General features: G+C 69.0%; 19 protein-coding genes. 12 read left to right on the forward strand and 7 right to left on the reverse strand.

From position 1 onward, the window contains the following. Window positions 1–67 precede the first annotated feature (67 nt). Both ACSHWB_RS27520 and ACSHWB_RS27525 read left to right on the forward strand, forming a co-directional pair. Entirely contained in the window at window positions 68–727 is a 660-nt protein-coding gene (locus ACSHWB_RS27520; protein ID WP_439656178.1) for a winged helix-turn-helix transcriptional regulator, read from the forward strand. A gap of 109 nt (window positions 728–836) precedes the next feature. Next, window positions 837–1,016, forward strand: coding sequence for a hypothetical protein (locus ACSHWB_RS27525; protein ID WP_439656179.1), 180 nt, complete (start codon window positions 837–839; stop codon window positions 1,014–1,016). On the opposite strand, the gene ACSHWB_RS27530 is transcribed toward ACSHWB_RS27525, so the two are convergent. Then, window positions 974–1,351: a PH domain-containing protein gene (locus tag ACSHWB_RS27530; RefSeq protein ID WP_439656180.1), complete on the reverse strand. Its 378-nt coding sequence runs from the start codon at window positions 1,349–1,351 to the stop codon at window positions 974–976. The two genes, ACSHWB_RS27525 and ACSHWB_RS27530, sit on opposite strands and share 43 nt — an antisense overlap. Before the next feature lie 83 nt (window positions 1,352–1,434). On the opposite strand from ACSHWB_RS27530, the gene ACSHWB_RS27535 reads away from it, so the two are divergent. After that, window positions 1,435–1,962 carry an SgcJ/EcaC family oxidoreductase gene (locus tag ACSHWB_RS27535; RefSeq protein ID WP_439656181.1) on the forward strand — a complete coding sequence of 176 codons (528 nt, stop codon included), beginning with the start codon at window positions 1,435–1,437 and terminating at the stop codon, window positions 1,960–1,962. Here the strand turns inward: ACSHWB_RS27535 and ACSHWB_RS27540 are convergent. From ACSHWB_RS27540 to ACSHWB_RS27550, 3 genes are read right to left on the reverse strand one after another with little or no spacing between them, the layout of a single operon-like run. Further along, window positions 1,919–3,187: a sensor histidine kinase gene (locus ACSHWB_RS27540; RefSeq protein WP_439656182.1), complete on the reverse strand. Its 1,269-nt coding sequence runs from the start codon at window positions 3,185–3,187 to the stop codon at window positions 1,919–1,921. The genes ACSHWB_RS27535 and ACSHWB_RS27540 overlap by 44 nt on opposite strands. Beyond that, window positions 3,184–3,834: a response regulator transcription factor gene (locus tag ACSHWB_RS27545; RefSeq protein WP_439656183.1), complete on the reverse strand. Its 651-nt coding sequence runs from the start codon at window positions 3,832–3,834 to the stop codon at window positions 3,184–3,186. Before ACSHWB_RS27545 ends, ACSHWB_RS27540 begins: the two co-directional genes overlap by 4 nt. Window positions 3,835–3,843: 9 nt before the next feature. Next, on the reverse strand, window positions 3,844–4,329 hold the full coding sequence (locus ACSHWB_RS27550; protein WP_439656184.1) for a DUF6886 family protein: 486 nt from the start codon (window positions 4,327–4,329) through the stop codon (window positions 3,844–3,846). A gap of 19 nt (window positions 4,330–4,348) precedes the next feature. On the opposite strand from ACSHWB_RS27550, the gene ACSHWB_RS27555 reads away from it, so the two are divergent. Both ACSHWB_RS27555 and ACSHWB_RS27560 read left to right on the forward strand, forming a co-directional pair. After that, a complete protein-coding gene (locus tag ACSHWB_RS27555) occupies window positions 4,349–5,374 on the forward strand; it encodes a hypothetical protein (protein WP_439656185.1) in 1,026 nt (341 codons plus the stop codon). Window positions 5,375–5,377: 3 nt separating this feature from the next. Continuing rightward, window positions 5,378–5,677 (forward strand): hypothetical protein, encoded by a 300-nt coding sequence (locus ACSHWB_RS27560; RefSeq protein ID WP_439656186.1) that lies wholly within the window; start codon window positions 5,378–5,380, stop codon window positions 5,675–5,677. On the opposite strand, the gene ACSHWB_RS27565 is transcribed toward ACSHWB_RS27560, so the two are convergent. Continuing rightward, window positions 5,661–6,113 carry a MarR family winged helix-turn-helix transcriptional regulator gene (locus ACSHWB_RS27565; protein ID WP_439656187.1) on the reverse strand — a complete coding sequence of 151 codons (453 nt, stop codon included), beginning with the start codon at window positions 6,111–6,113 and terminating at the stop codon, window positions 5,661–5,663. The two genes, ACSHWB_RS27560 and ACSHWB_RS27565, sit on opposite strands and share 17 nt — an antisense overlap. Before the next feature lie 62 nt (window positions 6,114–6,175). On the opposite strand from ACSHWB_RS27565, the gene ACSHWB_RS27570 reads away from it, so the two are divergent. From ACSHWB_RS27570 to ACSHWB_RS27600, 7 genes are all read left to right on the forward strand, one after another. Continuing rightward, window positions 6,176–7,294, forward strand: coding sequence for a cytochrome P450 (locus ACSHWB_RS27570; protein WP_439656188.1), 1,119 nt, complete (start codon window positions 6,176–6,178; stop codon window positions 7,292–7,294). Window positions 7,295–7,694: 400 nt separating this feature from the next. After that, window positions 7,695–8,672: an ABC transporter permease gene (locus tag ACSHWB_RS27575; RefSeq protein WP_439656189.1), complete on the forward strand. Its 978-nt coding sequence runs from the start codon at window positions 7,695–7,697 to the stop codon at window positions 8,670–8,672. 16 nt (window positions 8,673–8,688) lie between these two features. Continuing rightward, entirely contained in the window at window positions 8,689–9,666 is a 978-nt protein-coding gene (locus ACSHWB_RS27580) for an ABC transporter permease (protein ID WP_439656190.1), read from the forward strand. Beyond that, complete coding sequence (locus tag ACSHWB_RS27585) at window positions 9,666–11,789, forward strand: dipeptide ABC transporter ATP-binding protein (protein WP_439656191.1); 2,124 nt, start codon at window positions 9,666–9,668, stop codon at window positions 11,787–11,789. Before ACSHWB_RS27580 ends, ACSHWB_RS27585 begins: the two co-directional genes overlap by 1 nt. A gap of 113 nt (window positions 11,790–11,902) precedes the next feature. Further along, window positions 11,903–13,573, forward strand: a complete 1,671-nt coding sequence (locus ACSHWB_RS27590; RefSeq protein ID WP_439656192.1) for an ABC transporter family substrate-binding protein — start codon at window positions 11,903–11,905, stop codon at window positions 13,571–13,573. A gap of 69 nt (window positions 13,574–13,642) precedes the next feature. Beyond that, window positions 13,643–14,521, forward strand: coding sequence for a hypothetical protein (locus tag ACSHWB_RS27595; protein WP_439656193.1), 879 nt, complete (start codon window positions 13,643–13,645; stop codon window positions 14,519–14,521). A 41-nt stretch (window positions 14,522–14,562) separates the two neighbouring features. Next, window positions 14,563–16,998 (forward strand): effector-associated constant component EACC1, encoded by a 2,436-nt coding sequence (locus ACSHWB_RS27600; protein ID WP_439656194.1) that lies wholly within the window; start codon window positions 14,563–14,565, stop codon window positions 16,996–16,998. On the opposite strand, the gene ACSHWB_RS27605 is transcribed toward ACSHWB_RS27600, so the two are convergent. Together ACSHWB_RS27605 and ligD are read right to left on the reverse strand one after the other, a co-directional pair. Continuing rightward, window positions 16,977–17,909 carry a DNA polymerase domain-containing protein gene (locus ACSHWB_RS27605; RefSeq protein ID WP_439656195.1) on the reverse strand — a complete coding sequence of 311 codons (933 nt, stop codon included), beginning with the start codon at window positions 17,907–17,909 and terminating at the stop codon, window positions 16,977–16,979. The genes ACSHWB_RS27600 and ACSHWB_RS27605 overlap by 22 nt on opposite strands. Beyond that, entirely contained in the window at window positions 17,899–18,843 is a 945-nt protein-coding gene (gene ligD / locus ACSHWB_RS27610) for a non-homologous end-joining DNA ligase (RefSeq protein ID WP_439656196.1), read from the reverse strand. The genes ACSHWB_RS27605 and ligD overlap by 11 nt, the downstream gene beginning before the upstream one ends. Window positions 18,844–18,857: the final 14 nt, after the last annotated feature.

Raw genomic sequence — 18,857 nt, forward strand, 5'->3', positions numbered from 1 at the left:
CGCGGGTAGTTCTGAAAGTGAACCGGACGGCGGTAACGAAACCCCCGTCAAGACGGAGACTTCCCCTGTGAGGACGTATGCGCAGTACTGCCCGATCGTCCGCGCCGTCGAGGTGCTGGGCGACCGGTGGACGTTGCTGATCGTGCGGGACATGCTCGTCGGTGCCTCGCGCTTCAACGAGCTCTCGCGCGGCCTGCCGGGACTCTCGCGCGCCCTGCTGTCGCGGCGGCTGCGGCAGCTCGCGAACGCCGGGCTGGTGCAGCGCACCGGCGACGGCTACACGCTGACGCCGGCCGGACAGGCGTTGCGGCCCTTGGTGTTCGGCCTCGCCGACTGGGGTGCCCGCTACGCGTTCGGCGACCCGCGCGCCGACGAGCTCGACCCCGAGGTGCTGATGTGGTGGATGCACGGCCGCGTCGACACCGGCACGCTGACCAAGCGCGCGAACATCGAGGTCCGCATCAACGACCGCCGCCGCACGTTCTGGCTCGTCGTCGAACCCGGCGACGCCTCGATCTGCTACACCGACCCGGGCCTGGAGGTCGACGCCGTGCTGGCGTCGGACATCGCGACGCTCTACCGGATGTGGGAGGGCGAGGTCGACCTGCTCGACGCGGTGCGCGCGGGCACGATCGAGCTGACCGGCCCGCGCTGGGTGGTGCGCGGCCTGCCGGAGTGGCTCAAGCTCAGCCCCGTCGCGGAGCACGTGCGAGCCGCGAGGGCCTGACCAGCGCGTTCATGATTTCCGAAGATCTTCTGGGTCGTCGTGTCGATCCGGGACTGGTGCCCGTTCGACGCATCAGTGGAAGGACACGACACCCCAGGAGGAACTCGACATGACCGCCACGCTCGTGACCCGCGTCCTGACCGGTCTGCTGTTCACCGTGACCGGCCTGAACGTCATGCCCGCACCGGATCCGAGCACGGTGGCGTACCGCGACAGGTTCCGCCCGATGCTGCAGGCCCGCTGGGCCTACCGCGCGAGGAACGTGGCGAGCAGCGCCTGCACCTCGTAGACGTCGACGCCCTTGCCGAACTGCTTGGAGATCGGGGCGTCGGCGCTGGAGACCCAGATCTTCAGCTCCGCGTCCATGTCGAAGTGGCCGGCCGTCTCGACCGAGAACTGCGTGATCGCCTTGTAGGGCACCGAGTGGTACTCGACCTTCTTGCCCGTCATGCCCTGCTTGTCGACCAGGATCAGCCTCCGGTCGGTGAACAGGAACGAGTCGCGCACCAACTGGTACGCCGCGTGGATCTGTTCCCCGTGACCGAGCAGGCGCCCGAACTCCTTCGCGGCGTCCCGCGGGTCGAGCTTCGACGCGTTCCCCATCATTCCGCTGAGAAGTCCCATAAGTCCACGTTTACCAGGCTTTCCGAAACCTTGTCCCGGTGCTGGGCCGGTGCTGTCCGAGCGCTTCCCGTCGTAGCCCGAAAGTGGATCTCAACAGCCACTCGATCGGGGAGAACGACACGATGCGCAAGCACCTCATCGGCGCCGCCGGACTGACCGGGGTCACCGCCCTGCTCGTCGGATGTTCCAGCGCCCCAGCACAAACAGGCGCCGCCACGGAAGTGGCGCCGACGGCCGAGCAGATCAAGGCGTTGTTCGCCGACTGGAACGCCGCCCTCGCGACGGGGGACGCCCAGAAGGTGGCCGACCGCTACGCACCGAACGCGGTGCTGCTGCCCACGGTGTCGAACCAGGTGCGGTCCACGCGGGCCGAGATCGTCGACTACTTCGAGCACTTCCTGCTGAACAGGCCGAGCGGCAGCATCCTCGACTCGCACGTCGCCGTCCTCGACGCCGACGACGCGATCGACGCGGGCACCTACCGGTTCGCGCTCACCAAGGACGGCAAGCCGACGACCGTGGACGCGCGCTACACGTTCGTCTACGAGAAGGTCGGCGGGCAGTGGCTCATCGTGAACCACCACTCGTCGGCGATGCCGGAGCAAGCCTGATCCGCACGCACAACCCGCCGCTGGACGCCGCCTCCAGCGACACCGCGCCGCCGTCGTCGGTGACGAGCTGCTTCACGATCGCGAGGCCGAGGCCGGACCCGCCCTTGCCGGTCAGGCCCTGGCCGCGCCAGAACCGGTCGCACGCCCGCGCCCGGTCGGCCTCCGGCAGGCCGGGCCCGGAGTCGATGACCTCCAGCAGACCCGGCCGCGTGGTGCGGACGAGGATCGTGGCGCCGTCCGGGGACACCTCCAGCGCGTTGGACAGCACGTTGTCCAGCACCTGCTCTAGGTGTCCCGGGGTGGCGAGGACGCGGATGTCGAAGCCTTCGCTGACCAGCGAGATCGAGCGTTCGTCCGCGGCGGCGCGCCACGCGGTGAACCGTTCCGCGACGACGTCGAGCACCTGCACCGGTTCGGGGTGGGCGACGTCGGCCTCGGCGCGTGCCAGCGCGAGCAACCCGTTGACCAGCCTCGACATCCGCACGACCTCGGCGGTGGCCATCTCGACGTCCTCGCGGACCAGCGGGTCGTCCACGCCGTCGGCGACGTTGTCCAGAGAGAGTCGCAGCGCGGTCAGCGGGGTGCGGAGCTGGTGCGAGGCGTCGCCGATGAACGCCCGCTGCGAGCCGACCAGCGTGCCGATCGTCTCGGTGGCGGTGTTCAGGGTCCTCGCGAGCGTGCGGGTCTCCGGCGGCCCGGTCTCCTCGGCCCGCGCGGACAGGTCGCCGTCGCGCAGCCTGCCCGCCATCGCGTTCAGCTCGCGCAACGGCCGGGTGACCCGTTTGGCCAGCCACAGTCCCAGGAACGCCGCCAGTATCAGCACGCCGACGGCGAGCGCGGCCCGGAAACCCCAGATCTGCCACAGCCGTTGCGTGATCGGACCGTCCGGATAGGACAGCCGGATCGCGCCGACGACCGTGCCGTCCGCCGTCTTCGCCGGCACCGTGAGCTTGAGACCCTCGTCGTCCCAGACCGTCGACTCCGCCTGGGGTTCCAGCACGTCGATCTGGCCGGGCGTCTGCCGTTCGTAGGCGTCCACCAGGGCGTTCAACGACCTGGTGTCGCTCGAGGCGAGCAGCAACGCGGCGGTGTCGGCCTCGCGGCGGGCGGTGTTCACGGCGTCGCCGTAGATCTGGCTGTTCAGCGTGAACGCCACCGGCACCGTGAACGCGGCGATCGCCACCGCGACCAGCAGCACGTAGCTCCAGGCGAGCTGGCGGATCACGGGAGCACCAGCCGGAACCCCACGCCCCGCACGGTCTCCAGCGACGCGGCGTCACCGAGCTTGCGGCGCAGCACCCCGACGTGCACGTCGAGCGTCTTGGTGGGGCCGAACCAGTTCTCGTCCCACACCGCCTCCATGATCTGCTCGCGGGTGAACACCGCGCCCGGTTCCTCGGCCAGGAACGCCAGCAGGTCGAACTCCTTCGGCGTCAGCTCGACCTCGCCGCCGTCGAGGTGCACCCGCCGCCCGCGCCGGTCGATGCGCACCCGCCCGTGCACTTCCGGTTCGCGCTGGGAAGGCTGCGCGCGCCGGAGAACCGCCCGCATCCGTGCCACGACCTCGCGCACCCCGAACGGTTTGGTGACGTAGTCGTCGGCGCCGATCTCCAGCCCCACGACCCGGTCGACCTCGTCGGACCGGGCGCTGATCACGATGATCGGCACGTCCCCGCGCGCCCGCAGCTCACGGCAGACGTCGAGGCCGTCCATGTCGGGCAGCCCGAGATCGACGAGCACCAGTGCGAAGTCCCCTGCCACCAGCGCTTCCGCGCCCGTGCGCACCCACCGGACCTCGAACCCGTAGCGGGACAGACCTCGCGTGAGCGATTCCGCGATCGGCTCGTCGTCCTCCACCAGCAGCACCCGCATGGGCGCTGATCATTCCATTGACCGAGGCAGGGCGTTGCGCAGCCGGATGCCGCTGAACTCCTGCCCGCTGCCGGTGACCTCGTCGCAGAACGGCCAGAGGTTGGCCAGCACGCGCAGTTCGATCTCTGCCTCCTCGTGCAGCGCGAACAGGTCGCCGACGCGTTCGGCCGGACCCAGCGGCACCACCGGCTCGGTCGCGACGTGCGCGTGCTCCTCGAACGGCCGGAACTGCCCAGCGCTGAACCGGTACGCGTACAGCTCGACGGTCCGCATCCGTTCCAGCCACCGGTACTCGATCGCGTGCACCCTGGTCGTGGCGGTCCACGTCATCATCCGCGGGCACTGCCGGGGAAACCAGTAGTCGGGCGAGCGTCGAGCGTCCACGGCCCACACGTACTCGTCGTCCTGCCGCGCGGTCACCGCCCGGTGCGGGACGAACCGGGTGATCGACGGATCTTCGGAGAAGTGCAGGACCTGACCTGGTTCGGGGCGCATGTGGTCGATACTGACCCGCATGCGGAGGCTGACGCTCGTGGTTCTGCTGGTCCTCGCCGGCTGCTCGTCCGGCGGTGCGGACAACGCCGTCGGTTTCACGGTGGTCGACCTCACGGCCACGCCCGAAGCGTTGGCGACGCACGGCGACATGCTCGTCATCGGCACCCGGCCGTCCGACCACCCGGAACTGGTCACGCGCACCAAGGACGGCGCGCTGAGCAACTCCAGGCTGACCCCGGCGACCCCGTACGGCAAGGAAGCGCACTGGTACGGCATCACCTCCGACGGCACCACGATCACCGGTGTCGGCGGGGAACGCGGCGGCGCGCACGGCAACGTCCGCTGGAGCGCCTGGACCGGTGACACCCGTGCCATCAACGAGAAACCGCAGGCCTTCAGCACGTTCGGCGGCTACGGCGCGGGCGAGCTGATCGGCCCGGTGCGCACGAAGCAGGGTCCGCTGATCATCGGCACGTGGCAGAGCGCCAAGGCGGGCCTCGACCTCGCCGCCTGGACCTACGCCGCCGACACCTGGACCCGCCAGCCCTCCGCGGGCACCGTGCTGGAGAGCTCGCAGGAGCTGCTCCGGTTCCCGCTGGCCGTCACCCCGGACGGCGACGGCGCGCTCGTGGTCGGCTGGCAGATCGCGAAGGGCGTGGTGAGCGCCGCGATCTGGCGGTTCGACGGCACCACCTGGACCACCGCCACCCTCCCGGACGGCGACGCCGCGCTGGCCGCCCGCTGCTGGGACGGCACCTGCCACGTCGTCGGCCGCAGCAAGGGCAAGCTCGCCTGGTGGTCCGGCCCGGACTGGAAGAAGCTGACCACCCCGGACGTCCCGGTGGGCGACGACGACACGCTCGCCGCACCCGTGCCCGTCAACGGCGTCCCGACGCTGTTCGTGGACCACGGCGGGGTCAAGCTGGTGTCCGAAAAGGACGAACGGCCTGCGGAGGGGCCTTCCGGCAAGGTCGTGGCGGCGGAGCAGGTCGGCGGTCAGGTGTTCGTGATCGCCGGCGGCCGCTTGTGGCGACAGAAGGACTGAACCGTGACCGGCCGGCCTGAGATCGTCTGCCTCTGCGGCTCCACCCGTTTCGCAGACGAGCTGCGCGCGGCCAACCGCGAGCTGACCTTGGCGGGCGTCATCGTCGTCGCGCCCGCCGAGACAGGCGGGGTGGTCACCGGCGAGCAGCGGGCCGCGCTGGGCGACCTGCACCTGCGCAAGATCGACCTGGCCGACCGGGTCCTGGTCGTCAACCCCGGCGGCTACGTCGGCGAGTCCACGAGCAGGGAGATCGCGTACGCCCGCGAGACCGGCAAGCCGGTCTCGTTCACCGATCCCGTCTGACCAGCAGCGCCCGCAACGTCTCCAGCCCGTTCAGCACGGCCTTGCGCTCAGCGGGAGAGGCCGCGTCCAGCGCGCGGGTCAGCCGTCCGTACGGCCCCTCGGAGATCTCCCGCGTGTAGCCGTGGACCGGTTCGGTCACCTCGATCCGCGTGTACCGCCGGTCGTGCGGGTCGGGTTCCCTGGTCACGAGCCCACGCGCCTGAAGCCGGTCCACGATCCCGGACGTCGTGGAGTGCGACAGGCTCAGCCGCCGCGCCAGCTCCGTGACCGTGGCGGTCCCCTCCGTCACCAACGACCTGATCAGCTCGACCTGCGGCCCGGTCAGCCCGCTGCGCGCCTGGTCGCCGGTCGGCTCGACGGACGTGGTCAGCAGCTCCTGCCGCAACGCACGCAGGTGCGCCATCACCGACTCCGCGTCCTCGAAAGCATCGACCACGGAGCGATTCTAGAGGTACGTTGCACACGACGCGTCGTATACGACGGATCGAAGGGGCAACGATGGCGATCAAGCGCGTACCGACACCGGCCGGCGACGAGGCCTGGCTCGTCACCGGCTACGACCAGGTCAAGGCCCTGCTCGCCGACCGCAGGCTCGGCCGCGGCCACGCCGACCCGGACAACGCGCCGAGGTTCTCGACCTCGGTCATCCTCGGCAAACCGCACAAAGCCACCGCGGAGGAGGAGAACGAGAAGCACGCGTGGATGCGCAGGATGCTCACCCCGGCGTTCTCCGCGAAGAACATGGAAGCGATGCGCCCGCGCATCAGGCAACTTCTGGACAACCTCCTCGACACGCTGGTGGAACAAGACCAGCCGGCGGACTTTCACGAAGCGGTGTCGTTCCCTCTCCCGGTGCTGGTGATCTGCGAACTGCTGGGTGTCCCGCCACAGGACCGAGAAGAGTTCCGAAGCTGGTCAGAGGCCATGAGCACGATCAACGACGAGCAGAAGTCGACGCGGGGTTTCGCAAACCTGTGGGCATACATGAGCGAACTGGTCGCGCGGAAGAAGAAAAACCCTGCGGACGACGTCATCAGCCGCATGATCGGGCAGAACCCGGACGCCCGTGAACAGGAGATCGCGCAGCTCAGCGCCGGACTGCTGTTCGCAGGCCACGAGACGACGGTCTCCGCGATCGACCGCGCGGTCGTGCTGCTCAGCCTCCACCCCGGCCAGTGGCGGGCGCTCAAGAACCCCGGCGCCGTCCCCGCCGTCGTCGAGGAGGTCCTGCGCCACCGGTCACCGCTGGAGCGGCGCTCCGGGGACTCCGGGCTGCCCCGGTACGCGATGGCGGACGTCGAGGTGGAGGGCACCACCATCCCCGCGGGCGATCTGGTGCTGCTCGGCATCGACCAGGCCAACCTCGACGACCAGCACTTCCCGGACCCCGCCGCGTTCGTTCAGCGGACGCCCAACCCGCACCTGTCGTTCGGTCACGGCTTCCGGTTCTGCGTCGGCGCGCCGCTCGCGAGGGTCGAACTGGCCGAGACCCTCGACGCCCTTGTGACGCGCTTCACGGCGTTCGGTCTAGCCGCGGAGGTCTCCGCGCTGAGCAGGAGGACGGAACAGCTGGTCGGCGGGGTGGCGCAGCTCCCGGTCCGCTGGACGGAGGCCTGACCTGCTCCTGATCGATGCAGTAACCGTCGAGATGCGAAGTGCTCCGCAGCGTGATGACCGTTTCTGATCACATTGCGCTGCTTGTCCCACGTCTTCTGGTCAATGCATTCACCCAGATGCGTCACATCCATCCGTGGTGAGACAGAACTTCACGGTGAATACGGCGATCCGGCCGCACAATGGTCACGCTTCGGCACACAATTGGCGAGAGTCAACTGTTGATGTGGCAGTTCGGCCGACCTTTCCTCCACGCATGGGTGACTATGGCCCGGTCAGTGGGCCTCCGCGTAATGGTGGGGGTGGGCAGCGGTCCGCCAGATCGGCGGTTAATCTCTTGCAACTCGTCCACTGCAATCCAGTGTGCCGATGTCGCAACCACCGGGGAGAGGACTGAACACGGGTGGCCGGATTTCTGTTGCGGCGGTTGGTCAACTACGTGGTGCTCGCCCTAGTGGCGACGTTCCTCGCGTTCACGTTGGCCTCCGCCACCTTTGACCCGATCGGGGTGCTGCAACAACGCAACCCACCGCCACCGGCGGCGTCGATCGAGGCGAAGAAGAGAGACCTCCACCTCGACCAGCCGATTCCGCAGCGGTTCGTCACATGGATGGGCGGGGTGGTGCAGGGCGACTTCGGCCGCACGATCACCGATCGCCCGATCACCGACGAGCTCGGCAGGCGCATCGGCGTGAGCCTGAGGTTGTTCCTGCTCGGCATCACGATCGGCATCCTCTTCGGCGTGCTGCTCGGTGTGGTGAGCGCGATCCGGCAGTACAAGTTCAGCGACTACTTCGCGACCCTGTTCAGCTTCATACTGCTGTCCACGCCGGTGTTCGTGCTGGGCACGCTGCTCAAGATGGGTGCTCAAGGGATCAACGACACGATCGGCACCAACGTGCTGATCTTCGTCGGTGAGACGACACCCGGCTTCCAGGGCAACTGGTTCGAGCACCTCGGCGACCGGCTGCAGCACCTCATCGTGCCGACGCTCGCGATCGCGCTGGGTCAGATCGCCTACTACAGCCGCTACCAGCGCTCGTCGATGCTCGACGTCCTGGGCAGCGACTTCCTGCGCACCGCCCAGGCCAAGGGGCTGACCCGCCGCAAGGCGCTGTTCAAGCACGGCCTGCGCACCGCGCTCATCCCGATGGCGACCCTGTTCGCGTTCGGTTTCGGCCTGCTCGTCGTCGGTGGCACGTTCACCGAGCGGATCTTCGGCTGGTTCGGCATGGGTGACTGGCTCGTCACCGGCATCTCGGCGCAGGACACGAACATCACCGCCACGGTGACGCTCTTCGTCGCGGTGTGCGTGCTGTTCTCCGGCTGGCTCGCCGACGTGCTGTACGCCGCGCTCGACCCCCGAATCCGCGTGAACTAGGCAAGGTGACGACGACGTGACCGTGATCCTCAACGAGGGCGACGCCGCCGGAACCACCGGTGCCGCCTCGGGAAGCCCCGTCGACGCCGCGCCCGAACCGGGCAAGGCGATGACGCGCGGCAGGCTCGTGCTCATCCGCTTCATGCGCAACAAGCTGGCCCTGGTCGGCCTGGTGGTCATCATCGGGATGTACCTGATGGCGTTCGTCGGCCCGCTTCTGTCGAAGTGGACCTACGACACGCAGGACTACACCGCGTTCCTGGAGCCCCCGTACTCCGAACACATCTTCGGCACCGACAAGATCGGTACCGACATGTTCGCGCTGACGATGCGCGGGCTGCAGAAGTCGTTGATCATCGGCCTGCTCGTGGCGCTGATCTCGACGACGGTGGCCGCGATCGTCGGTGCGGCCGCCGGCTACTTCCTCGGTGTCGCCGACAAGGCGCTCATGTGGGTCGTCGACCTGCTGCTGGTGCTGCCGTCGTTCCTGATCATCGCGATCCTGAGCCCGTGGTTCCGCGGCAAGTCGTGGTTCCTGCTGGTGCTGATGCTCGCGGCGTTCCAGTGGATGATCACCGCCCGCATCGTCCGCGGCATGACGCTGACGCTGAAGGAACGCGAGTTCGTGAAGGCGGCCAAGTTCATGGGCCAGCCCGCACGCAAGATCATCGCCAAGCACATCGTGCCGAACATGGCGTCGCTGCTCATCATCGACGCGACGATCAACGTCGGTTCCGCTGTGCTCGCCGAGACGGGCCTGAGCTACTTCGGGTTCGGCGTCCAGTCGCCCGACGTCTCGCTCGGCACCCTGATCGGCGGCAACGCCGAGTCCGCGACGACCTTCCCGTGGCTGTTCCTGTTCCCGGCGGGCTTCCTCGTCGTGTTCGTGCTGGCGGTGAACTGGGTCGGCGACGGGCTTCGTGACGCGCTCGACCCCACCTCCACGCGCGTGCGCCGCAAGGAGAAGAAGGACACCAAGGAGAAGGCCGCCTGATGACCACCTCGGAGATCCAGTTCGACGCACCGGCGGACCCGGTCGTCGACGGACCGGTTCTGCAGGTCGAGGACCTTCACGTGTCCTTCCCGAGCGAGTCCGGTCGCGTCCAGGCCGTGCGCGGCCTGAGCTACCAGGTCTCGCCCGGCGAGGTCCTCGGCATCGTCGGCGAGTCCGGTTCCGGCAAGTCCGTGTCCTCGCTCGCGGTCATGGGCCTGCTGCCGTCCTCGGCGCGCATCACCGGTTCCATCAAGTTCCAGGGCCGTGAGCTCATCGGCCGCGGCGACACCGAGCTGTCGCGGATCCGCGGCCGGCGCATCTCGATGGTGTTCCAGGACCCGCTGTCCGCGCTGACGCCGGTGTTCACCGTCGGCGACCAGATCGCCGAGGCGATCCTGGTGCACCGCAAGGTGTCCAAGCAGGCGGCAGCCAAGCGCGCGGTCGAGCTGCTCGACCTGGTCGGCATCCCGAACGCCGCCGAACGCGCCAAGGCGTTCCCGCACGAGTTCTCCGGCGGTATGCGGCAGCGCGCGGTGATCGCGATGGCGATCGCCAACGACCCCGACCTGATCATCGCCGACGAGCCGACCACCGCGCTCGACGTGACGGTGCAGGCGCAGGTGCTGCAGCTGCTCGAGACCGCGCAGGAGGTCACCGGCGCCGGCATCGTGATCATCACCCACGACCTCGGCGTCGTCGCCGGGTTCGCCGACCGGCTGATGGTCATGTACGCGGGCCGCGCCGTCGAGAAGGGCAAGGTCGACGAGATCTACCAGCAGCCGCGCATGCCGTACACGCTCGGCCTGCTCGGCTCGATCCCGCGCCTCGACGTCAGCGAGAAGCAGGCGCTGGTGCCGATCAAGGGCCAGCCGCCGTCGCTCACGGACCTCCCCCCGGGATGCCCGTTCGCGCCGCGCTGCCCGATGGTCGTCGACGCCTGCCACACCGCGGAGCCGCCGCTGGTGGACGTCGACGGTTCGGTCGAGCACCTCGCCGCCTGCATCCGCACCAACGAGATCGCCGCGACCGACGCCGAGGGCGCCGAGGCCGCTGTCGAGATCTTCGGTGCCGAGGTGGCCGGTGAGCCCGAGGTCGCGAAGATCCCGCGCGAGCAGCGCGAGGTCGTGCTGGGCCTCGACAACCTCGTCAAGGAGTACCCGGTCAACAAGGGCGTGGTGTTCAAGCGCCGCGTCGGCACCGTGCACGCGGTCGCGGGCATCACGTTCGACGTCCGCGAGGGCGAGACCCTGGGCCTCGTCGGCGAGTCGGGCTGCGGCAAGACCACCACGCTGATGGAGATCCTCAACCTCCAGAAGCCCATGGGCGGCGAGATCTCCGTGCTCGGCACGAAGTCGTCCGAAGTGGACGCCAAGCGCCGCTTCGCGATCCGCCGCGACATGTCCGTGGTCTTCCAGGACCCGATGGCGTCGCTCGACCCGCGCCTGACGATCAACGACTGCATCGCCGAGCCGATGCAGGTCCACGGCTACAGCAAGGACGAGATCAACCGGCGCGTGCCGGAGCTGATGAAGCTCGTCGGCCTGCGTCCCGAGCAGCTGTCGCGCTACCCCGGTGAGTTCTCCGGCGGTCAGCGTCAGCGCATCGGCATCGCGCGGGCGCTCGCGCTCGAACCGAAGCTCGTCGTGCTCGACGAGCCGGTGTCGGCGCTGGACGTCTCCATCCAGGCGGGTGTCATCAACCTGCTGGAGGAGCTCAAGTCCAAGCTGGGCCTGGCCTACCTGTTCGTGGCACACGACCTGTCGGTGGTGCGTCACATCGCGGACCGGGTGGCCGTCATGTACCTGGGGAAGATCATCGAGATCGGCGAGGTGGACTCGGTCTTCGAGGGGCCGCGCCACCCGTACACGCAGGCACTGCTGTCGGCGATCCCGATCCCCGACCCGGTGAAGGAGCGTCAGCGGGAGAGGATCATCCTCACCGGCGACCTGCCGAGCCCGGCGAACCCGCCGTCCGGCTGCCGCTTCCGCACCCGCTGCTTCCTGCACGCCTCGCTGCCGCCCGAGCAGCAGCGCAAGTGCATCGAAGTGGAACCACCGCGCGAGGTCCAGGCCCCCGACCACGAGGCCGCCTGCCACTTCGCCCAGATCCGTCAGGTCCTCTGATGCACCCGTCGCCTCAGAAGAAGACCTGCGAGCACGAAGGAACAGTGTCCCCGGCAACTGGTGTCCGGGCACGAGGGAGGTTCACGACAGTGAGTCGACGTACCAAGGTGGGAGTGACCGCGCTTGCCGTCGTCGCCCTCACGCTTACCGCGTGTGGGGGGCCCAGCAACAACGCGAACTCCGGGCTCAAGGGCGCGGACAACACGATCGGCCAGGCGGACATCAACCCGCAGGACGCAGCCAAGGTCAAGGCCGGCGGCGAGTTCCGCTGGCCGGTCGACCAGTTGCCGGACAACTGGAACTACAACCAGCTCGACGGCACGAACGCCGACGGCCGTCGCATGATCGACACGTTGATGCCGAACCTGTTCAAGCAGAAGGCCGACTCGACGCTCGAGATCAACAAGGACGTCCTCGACGACGCGAAGCTCGCCTCCTCCGACCCGCAGGTCCTCGAGTTCAAGATCAACTCGAAGGCCAAGTGGTCCGACGGCACCGCGATCTCGTGGCAGGACTTCGAGGCCATGTGGAAGTCCCTGAACGGGACCGACAAGGCCTACGAGGTCGCCGGCACCACCGGTTACGAGGACATCGAGAAGGTCGAGAAGGGCGCGTCCGACCAGGACGTCAAGGTGACCTTCAAGAAGAAGTTCGCCGAGTGGAAGGGCACCATCTTCACGCCCCTCTACCCGAAGTCCATGTCCTCCTCCGCCGAGGAGTTCAACAAGGGCTGGGCCGACGCCCCGAAGATCACCGCCGGTGCGTTCAAGATCGGCACGATCGACCGGACCGCGAAGCTCGTGACGGTCGTGCAGGACCCGGCCTGGTGGGGCGAGAAGCCCAAGCTCGAGAAGATCACGTTCCGTCAGGTCGACCGCCCCGCGCTCGCGGACGCGCTCGCCAACGGCCAGATCGACTTCTTCGACATCGGCTCCAGCATCGACAACTTCACGCGTGCCAAGTCGATGCAGGGTGTGACGATCCGCCAGGCGATCACGCCGGACTACTCGCACATCACGTTCAACGGTGCGGACTCGTCGATCCTCAAGGACCCGAAGCTCCGCGTCGCCCTGATGCGCGGCATCGACACCAAGACCATCACCAAGGCGCTGCTCGGCCAGATGATCAAGGGCGACGCGCAGGTCACCGGTAACCACTTCTTCCTGCTGGGCTCGGCCGGCTACAAGGACAACTCGGCCGTCGCCTCGTTCGACAAGGAAGCCGCGAAGAAGCAGCTCGACGAGCTGGGCTGGAAGCTCGAGGGCGAGACGCGCAAGAAGGACGGCAAGGAGCTCGTCGTCCGCTACATCATCCCGACGCCGAACCCCACCTCCGACCAGATCGCGAAGCTCGTGCAGTCGCAGCTGAAGGAGGTCGGCGCCAAGATCGACATCCAGGCCGTCCCCTCGACGGACTTCTTCAAGCAGTTCGTGAACGTCGGCAACTTCGACATGACCGGCTTCCGCTGGCTGGCCTCGGCCACGCCGATCTCGGACAGCAAGGGCATCTACACGCTCGACCCGGCCAGCACCAACCAGAACTACGGCCGGATCGGCTCCGAAGAGGTCAACAAGCTGCTGGAGCAGGCCAACGGTGAGCTCGACGACACCAAGCGCCTGGAGCTGGCCAACGAGGCCGACAAGAAGATCTGGGAGCTGGGCCACCAGCTGCCGCTGTACCAGCTGCCCGGCGCGGTCGCGGTGAAGAGCAACGTCGCCAACTTCGGTGCCGTCGCGTACGCGAACCGTCCGTACGACTACATCCACATGGGCTTCACCGAGTGATGTAGTTAGGTTTGTGACGGCCCGGCGGGTCTCTCCGCCGGGCCGTTTTCTCTTTGTCTGGAGCTTGTCTTGCTGCGTTCCCGGGTTCGTGCACTGCGTCATGGCCTGTTCGCCACGGCGGTCGTGCTGGTCGTGTGCTTCGTGGTCGCGCTGCTGTCGTGGCTGTCCTATTCGGACGACCGCGCCGTCATGGCGTCCCTGACGGCCCGTGACACCGGCGAGGTCGTGTCCTTTTCGGACGGTGCGGTCGAGGTGCGCTGGCCGTCCGGGACCGCGCGCGTCGCGTACGAGAACGGCGCCAGGGTCGTCGGGAGGCAGACGCAGGTGGCGTTCGACCCCGAGGACCCGTCCCGTGCGGTGATTCCGGGCGCCGACCTGTTCCTGGAGACCGACCGCGCCTTGGGCGGCGTGACGTTCTCCGTCGCCGTGGCGTTGCTGGTGGTGCTCGCCGGTGTGGTGAGGGTGCTGCTGGCGGTGCGTCCGGCGCGTTCCTCGGCTGTGACGGTGTCCGTGCGGCGGATCCGGTTGCAGTCCGGGCTGATGGTGCGGTCTTGGCTGGAGATCGACGGGCCGGTCGAGCGCTGGCTGCCCGTCTACTACGACCCGGTGCTCGTGACGCTGCCGTCGCCTGCGTCGATCGAGCTGCGTGGTGGGCGAGTGGCCGTCATCGACGGTGTGACCGTCTACCCGTCCGGCCGCCCGGTGACCAAGCACCCGCGCGGCCGTCGCCTCGACAACCCCGCGCAGCCCGACCCGGAGACGCGCGCTCCCCGCGGCCTGGCCGCCCAGCTGCGGGTCGACGCGGTGTTCATGGTGCCCGCGCCGGTCGTGGGCCTGTTCTGGGCCTACCTGGACGGCAGCGGGTTCACCGGCTGGATCACGGCCACCGTGATCGCCGGGGTGCTGGGCCTGTGGTGGGGCGCGTTCCGGGGTTCCGACCCGTCGTAATGCTCGGCGCCCGGCGAGCGACCTCCCGGTAGGAGGCCGCTATGACCGACGTCACACTACGCGTGCACGAAGACGGTGCCGACGACGAGCGAATCGAGCAGCTGACCGGCTTCCTGCGGTCCGAGCTGCGGGAACTGGTCGCACTCTCCGGTGTCCCCGGCGACGCCCCGGAGGGCGCCAAGGCCCTCGACGTCAACGAGCTCGGCACCCTGCTGACCACCGTCTCCCAGTCCACGGTCCTGGCCGCGCTGATCAACGCCGTGTCGTCGTGGCTGGGCGCGCGCCGCGAGCGTTCCGTGACGGTCGAGGCCGACGGCGAGTCCCTGGAGCTCACCGGCGCCCCGACGAAGGAGGAGTTGGCGCGGCGTTCCGAGTGGCTGGGCCGCCACCTCCACCGCTACGCCCTGATCATCGCGAGCCACGAGTTCGCCGACCCGGGCCTCTCGTCGTTGCGCGCCCCCGCCCACGACGCCGCCCGTTTGGGCGAGGTGCTCGCGGACCCGCGCATCGGCGGCTTCCACGTGCGCACGCTGATCAACTCCCCGGCCGCCGAGGTGAACGAGGCCGTCGAGGACTTCTTCGCCGACCGCGAGCCAGACGACCTCCTGGTGCTGCACTTCTCCGGCCACGGCGTGAAGGACGAGGCCGGCGAACTGCACTTCGCCACCTCCGGCACCAAACTGTCCCGCCTGGCAGGCACCGCCGTGGGCGCGGACTTCGTGGCCCGCCGCATGAACCGCTCCCGCTCCCGCCGCATCGTGCTACTGCTGGACTGCTGCTACTCCGGCGCGTTCGGCCGGGGCATGGTGGCCCGCGCGGGCGGCTCCGTCGGCCTGGAGGAACAGTTCGGCGGCAGCGGCCGAGCCGTCATCACGGCCTCGTCGTCCATGGAGTACGCCTTCGAGGGCGCCGCGGTCGCGGACTCGTCGGAGGGCGAACCGTCGGTCTTCACCTCGGCGCTGGTCGACGGCCTCGAATCGGGCGACGCCGACCGCGACCAGGACGGCCACGTGGGCCTGGACGAGCTCTACGAGTACGTCTACGACCGAGTCCGCCGGGTGACCCCGCACCAGACCCCCGGCAAGTGGATGCTCGACGTGCGCGGAGACCTGCGCATCGCCCGGCGCGCCCGCCCGGTCACCGTGCCGGCCGCGCTGCCCTCGGAACTGCAGGACGCGATCGACCACTCGCTGCCGGGGGTGCGGGCGGGTGCGGTGCCGGAGCTGCGGCGGATGTTGTCGGTGGCGCACGAGGGGCGGGCGCTGGCGGCCCGGCTGGCTTTGCGCGGGTTGTCGGAGGACGACAGCCGGATGGTGGCCGCGGCGGCTCGGGAGGCTTTGGGGGAGAAGCCGGTCTCGGCACCCGCTGCCTTCGCTGCCCCTGCACCCGCGACCTCCGCGCCCGCGCCGACCTCCAAGCTGCTGAGCAGGGACGACCGCGCCGCGCGGAAACTGTCGGTGCCGCCTGAGACGATAGGAGTGGGGCCTTCCGACCCCCTGGGGGCAGGCGAGGCGGAATCGATTCCGAAGAAGCAGGGCCGGACTGCGCTCACCGCGTTCGGCTCAGGCGCGGCCCGCACCGCCTCGGTTCCCCAGCGGGCACCGGACGCTGCGGCTGGTGTCCCCACGGCTGCAGGCTCCGCAGTCGGCAGTTCCACAACGAGCGAGTCGGCCGCCCACCCCGCACTCGCCACTCTCACCAACGCCCTGCCCCGCCTCACCGCAGGCCTGGCCCTGGTGCTCCTCGTCCTGGGCCTGATGGAGATCCCCGGCGGCATCCTCAGAGTCCTCGACACCGGCCCCAACACGTTCGTCTTCGCCGCGGTCTGGCCATGGGCCCTGGTAGCGGCGCTGTTCGTGATCACCTGCCGCGACCACCCATGGGCACCGGGAGCCGCCCTAGGACTGCTGGCCGGCATAACGGGCCTGTTCAGCGGCGGCGACACCACCTTCACGTGGATCCCGCTGGCGCTGGCAGCCACCGCCCTGGCCGTAGCCACCACAGCAACCCCGTGGTGGCTGGCACTGACCGGCGGCGCGCTAGGAGCAGCGGGCATCTACGTGGTCGCGGCGCAAGGCAACAGCCTGACCGAGATCAACGGCGACGGCGCGGACACGACACTGATCGCCACGGCAGCCGCTCTGACCTGCCTGGCCGCCTACCGCATCTGGCGGGACCGGTGGTGGCCGGCCACGATCGCCCCGGCCCTGCTCCTGCTGGACGCAGTCCTGATGCTCACAGCCGAAGTCCCGCCGTTCGTCACCCACGCCGGCCTGGCAGGCCTGGTAGTCATCCCGATGATCGCCGCACTGACCACGGGCCCGGTGAGACTGGCCGCCTACGTCACCATCGCCGCCGGACTGCTGGTGCGCGCCAACGACTACGTCTCCGCCGGCGAGCCGACGTTCACCAGCGTCGCCCACGTGACGCTGCCGCTGGTGGCCGCGCTCGCCGCCTACTTCTCGCGTTCCCGCTGAGCCTTGCGCCGCTTGCCCTCGTGCATGGCGACGACGCGGGCGACCGGGATGGTGTGGCCCTCGGCGATCAGGTCGTCGGGCAGGCGCTGCGGCTTCGGCATCAGCGACGTCCACGGGTCGCCGTCGAACCTGGTCCTGATCGTGAAGTCGGCAGGCGTGACGTCGCCCAACGACTCCCACGGCACCGGGAACGAGATCGGCAGGCCCTCGCGCAGCCGGGGACTGTAGGCGGCGACGACGGTCGCGCCCCAGGCCCTGGTCGAGTCCAGGAACACCTTGCCGCCCCGTTCGGCCCGGATGTACGCGGTGGTCGCGAGCGACGGGTCGAGCTTCTCGGCCCGCACCGCCACCGCGCGCGTCGCCGCGGCCACGTCGTCGGGGGAGTGCTCCTCCAGCGGCACGAAGATGTGCACACCCTTGGCACCGCTCGTCTTCACGATGCTCTCCAGACCGGCGGCGACGAGCGCCTCGCGGATCAGCAGCGCCGACCCGACCACGACGTCGAAACCGGCGCCCTCGGGCGGGTCGACGTCGAGCACCATGTGGGTCTGGTGGTGGTCCTCGCCGAAGTGATCACCCAGGTACAGCGGCACGTGGTACTCGACGGCGCGCTGGTTCGCGAACCACATCAGCGTCTGCTCGTCGTCGCAGATCGCATACTTGATCTTGCGGTGCGACGCCTCCGCCCAGACCTCGACGGTCTTCACAAAAGAAGGCGTGTACTTGGGGACGTTCTTCTGCATGAACGGGTCCTGGCCGCGCAGGATCCGCCACACCGACAGCTGCCGCCCCGCCAGCACCGGCACGAACCGGCCGGCCACGAAGTCCAGGTAGTCGACCAGGTCACCCTTGAGCAGCCCGCCGAACAACGGCTGGTCGAGCGACGAGAACTTGATCGGGCTACTGCTCATCGGGAACCTCGAGTTCGTCGCGGGCGGCCCACTCCAGCAGCGGCTCGATCGACCAGACCGCGTCGTCGATCCCGGCGTGCAGGTCGCCCAGCTCGGCGTAGCGCTTCGGCACGGTGGCGATGGTGAAGTCGTGCGGGTCGACGTCCGGGATCTCGTCCCACCGGATCGGCGTCGACACCGTCGCCTCGGGATAGCCGCGCACCGAGTAGGCGCTGGCGATCGTGCGGTCGCGCGTGTTCTGGTTGTAGTCCACGAACACCAGCGCCGGGTCGCGGTCCTTGCGCCACCACGTGGTCTCGACGTCGTCCGGCGCGCGTCGTTCGACCTCGTGCGCGAACGCCAGCGCCGCCTTGCGCACGTCCTGGAAGCCGAAGTCCGGCTTGATCCGCACGTAGATGTGCAGTCCTTTCGACCCGGACGTCTTCGGGAACCCCGTCGCGCCCAGCTCGGTCAGGACCTCCTGCACCACCAGCGCCACCCGCCGCACGCGGTCGAACGTGCACGCGGGCCCGGGGTCGAGGTCGATGCGCCACTCGTCGGGCTTCTCGGTGTCGGCGGCGCGCGAGTTCCACGGGTGGAACTCCACAGTGGACATCTGCACCGCCCAGATCACGTCCGCGAGGTGCGTGACGCACAGTTCGTCCGCGTGGCGGTTATAACGCGGGAAATGCACCCGGACGGTCCGCACCCACGGCGGCGCGCCGTTCGGAAGCCTTTTCTGGTGCACTTTCTCGCCCGTCACGCCCTCGGGAAAGCGGTGCAGCATGCACGGCCGTTCCCGCAGCGCGCGGACGATTCCGTCACCGACGGACAGGTAGTAGTTCGCGAGATCCAGTTTCGTCTCGCCGCGCGCGGGAAAGTAGACGCGGTCGGGGTTCGAGATCCGCACGACGCGGTCCAGAACCTCGAGCTCCACAGCCGGGGACTTGCCCATGCCCGCCACGCTAG

This window comes from Lentzea sp. HUAS TT2 (assembly GCF_051853195.1).
In the GTDB taxonomy this organism is placed as follows: domain Bacteria; phylum Actinomycetota; class Actinomycetes; order Mycobacteriales; family Pseudonocardiaceae; genus Lentzea.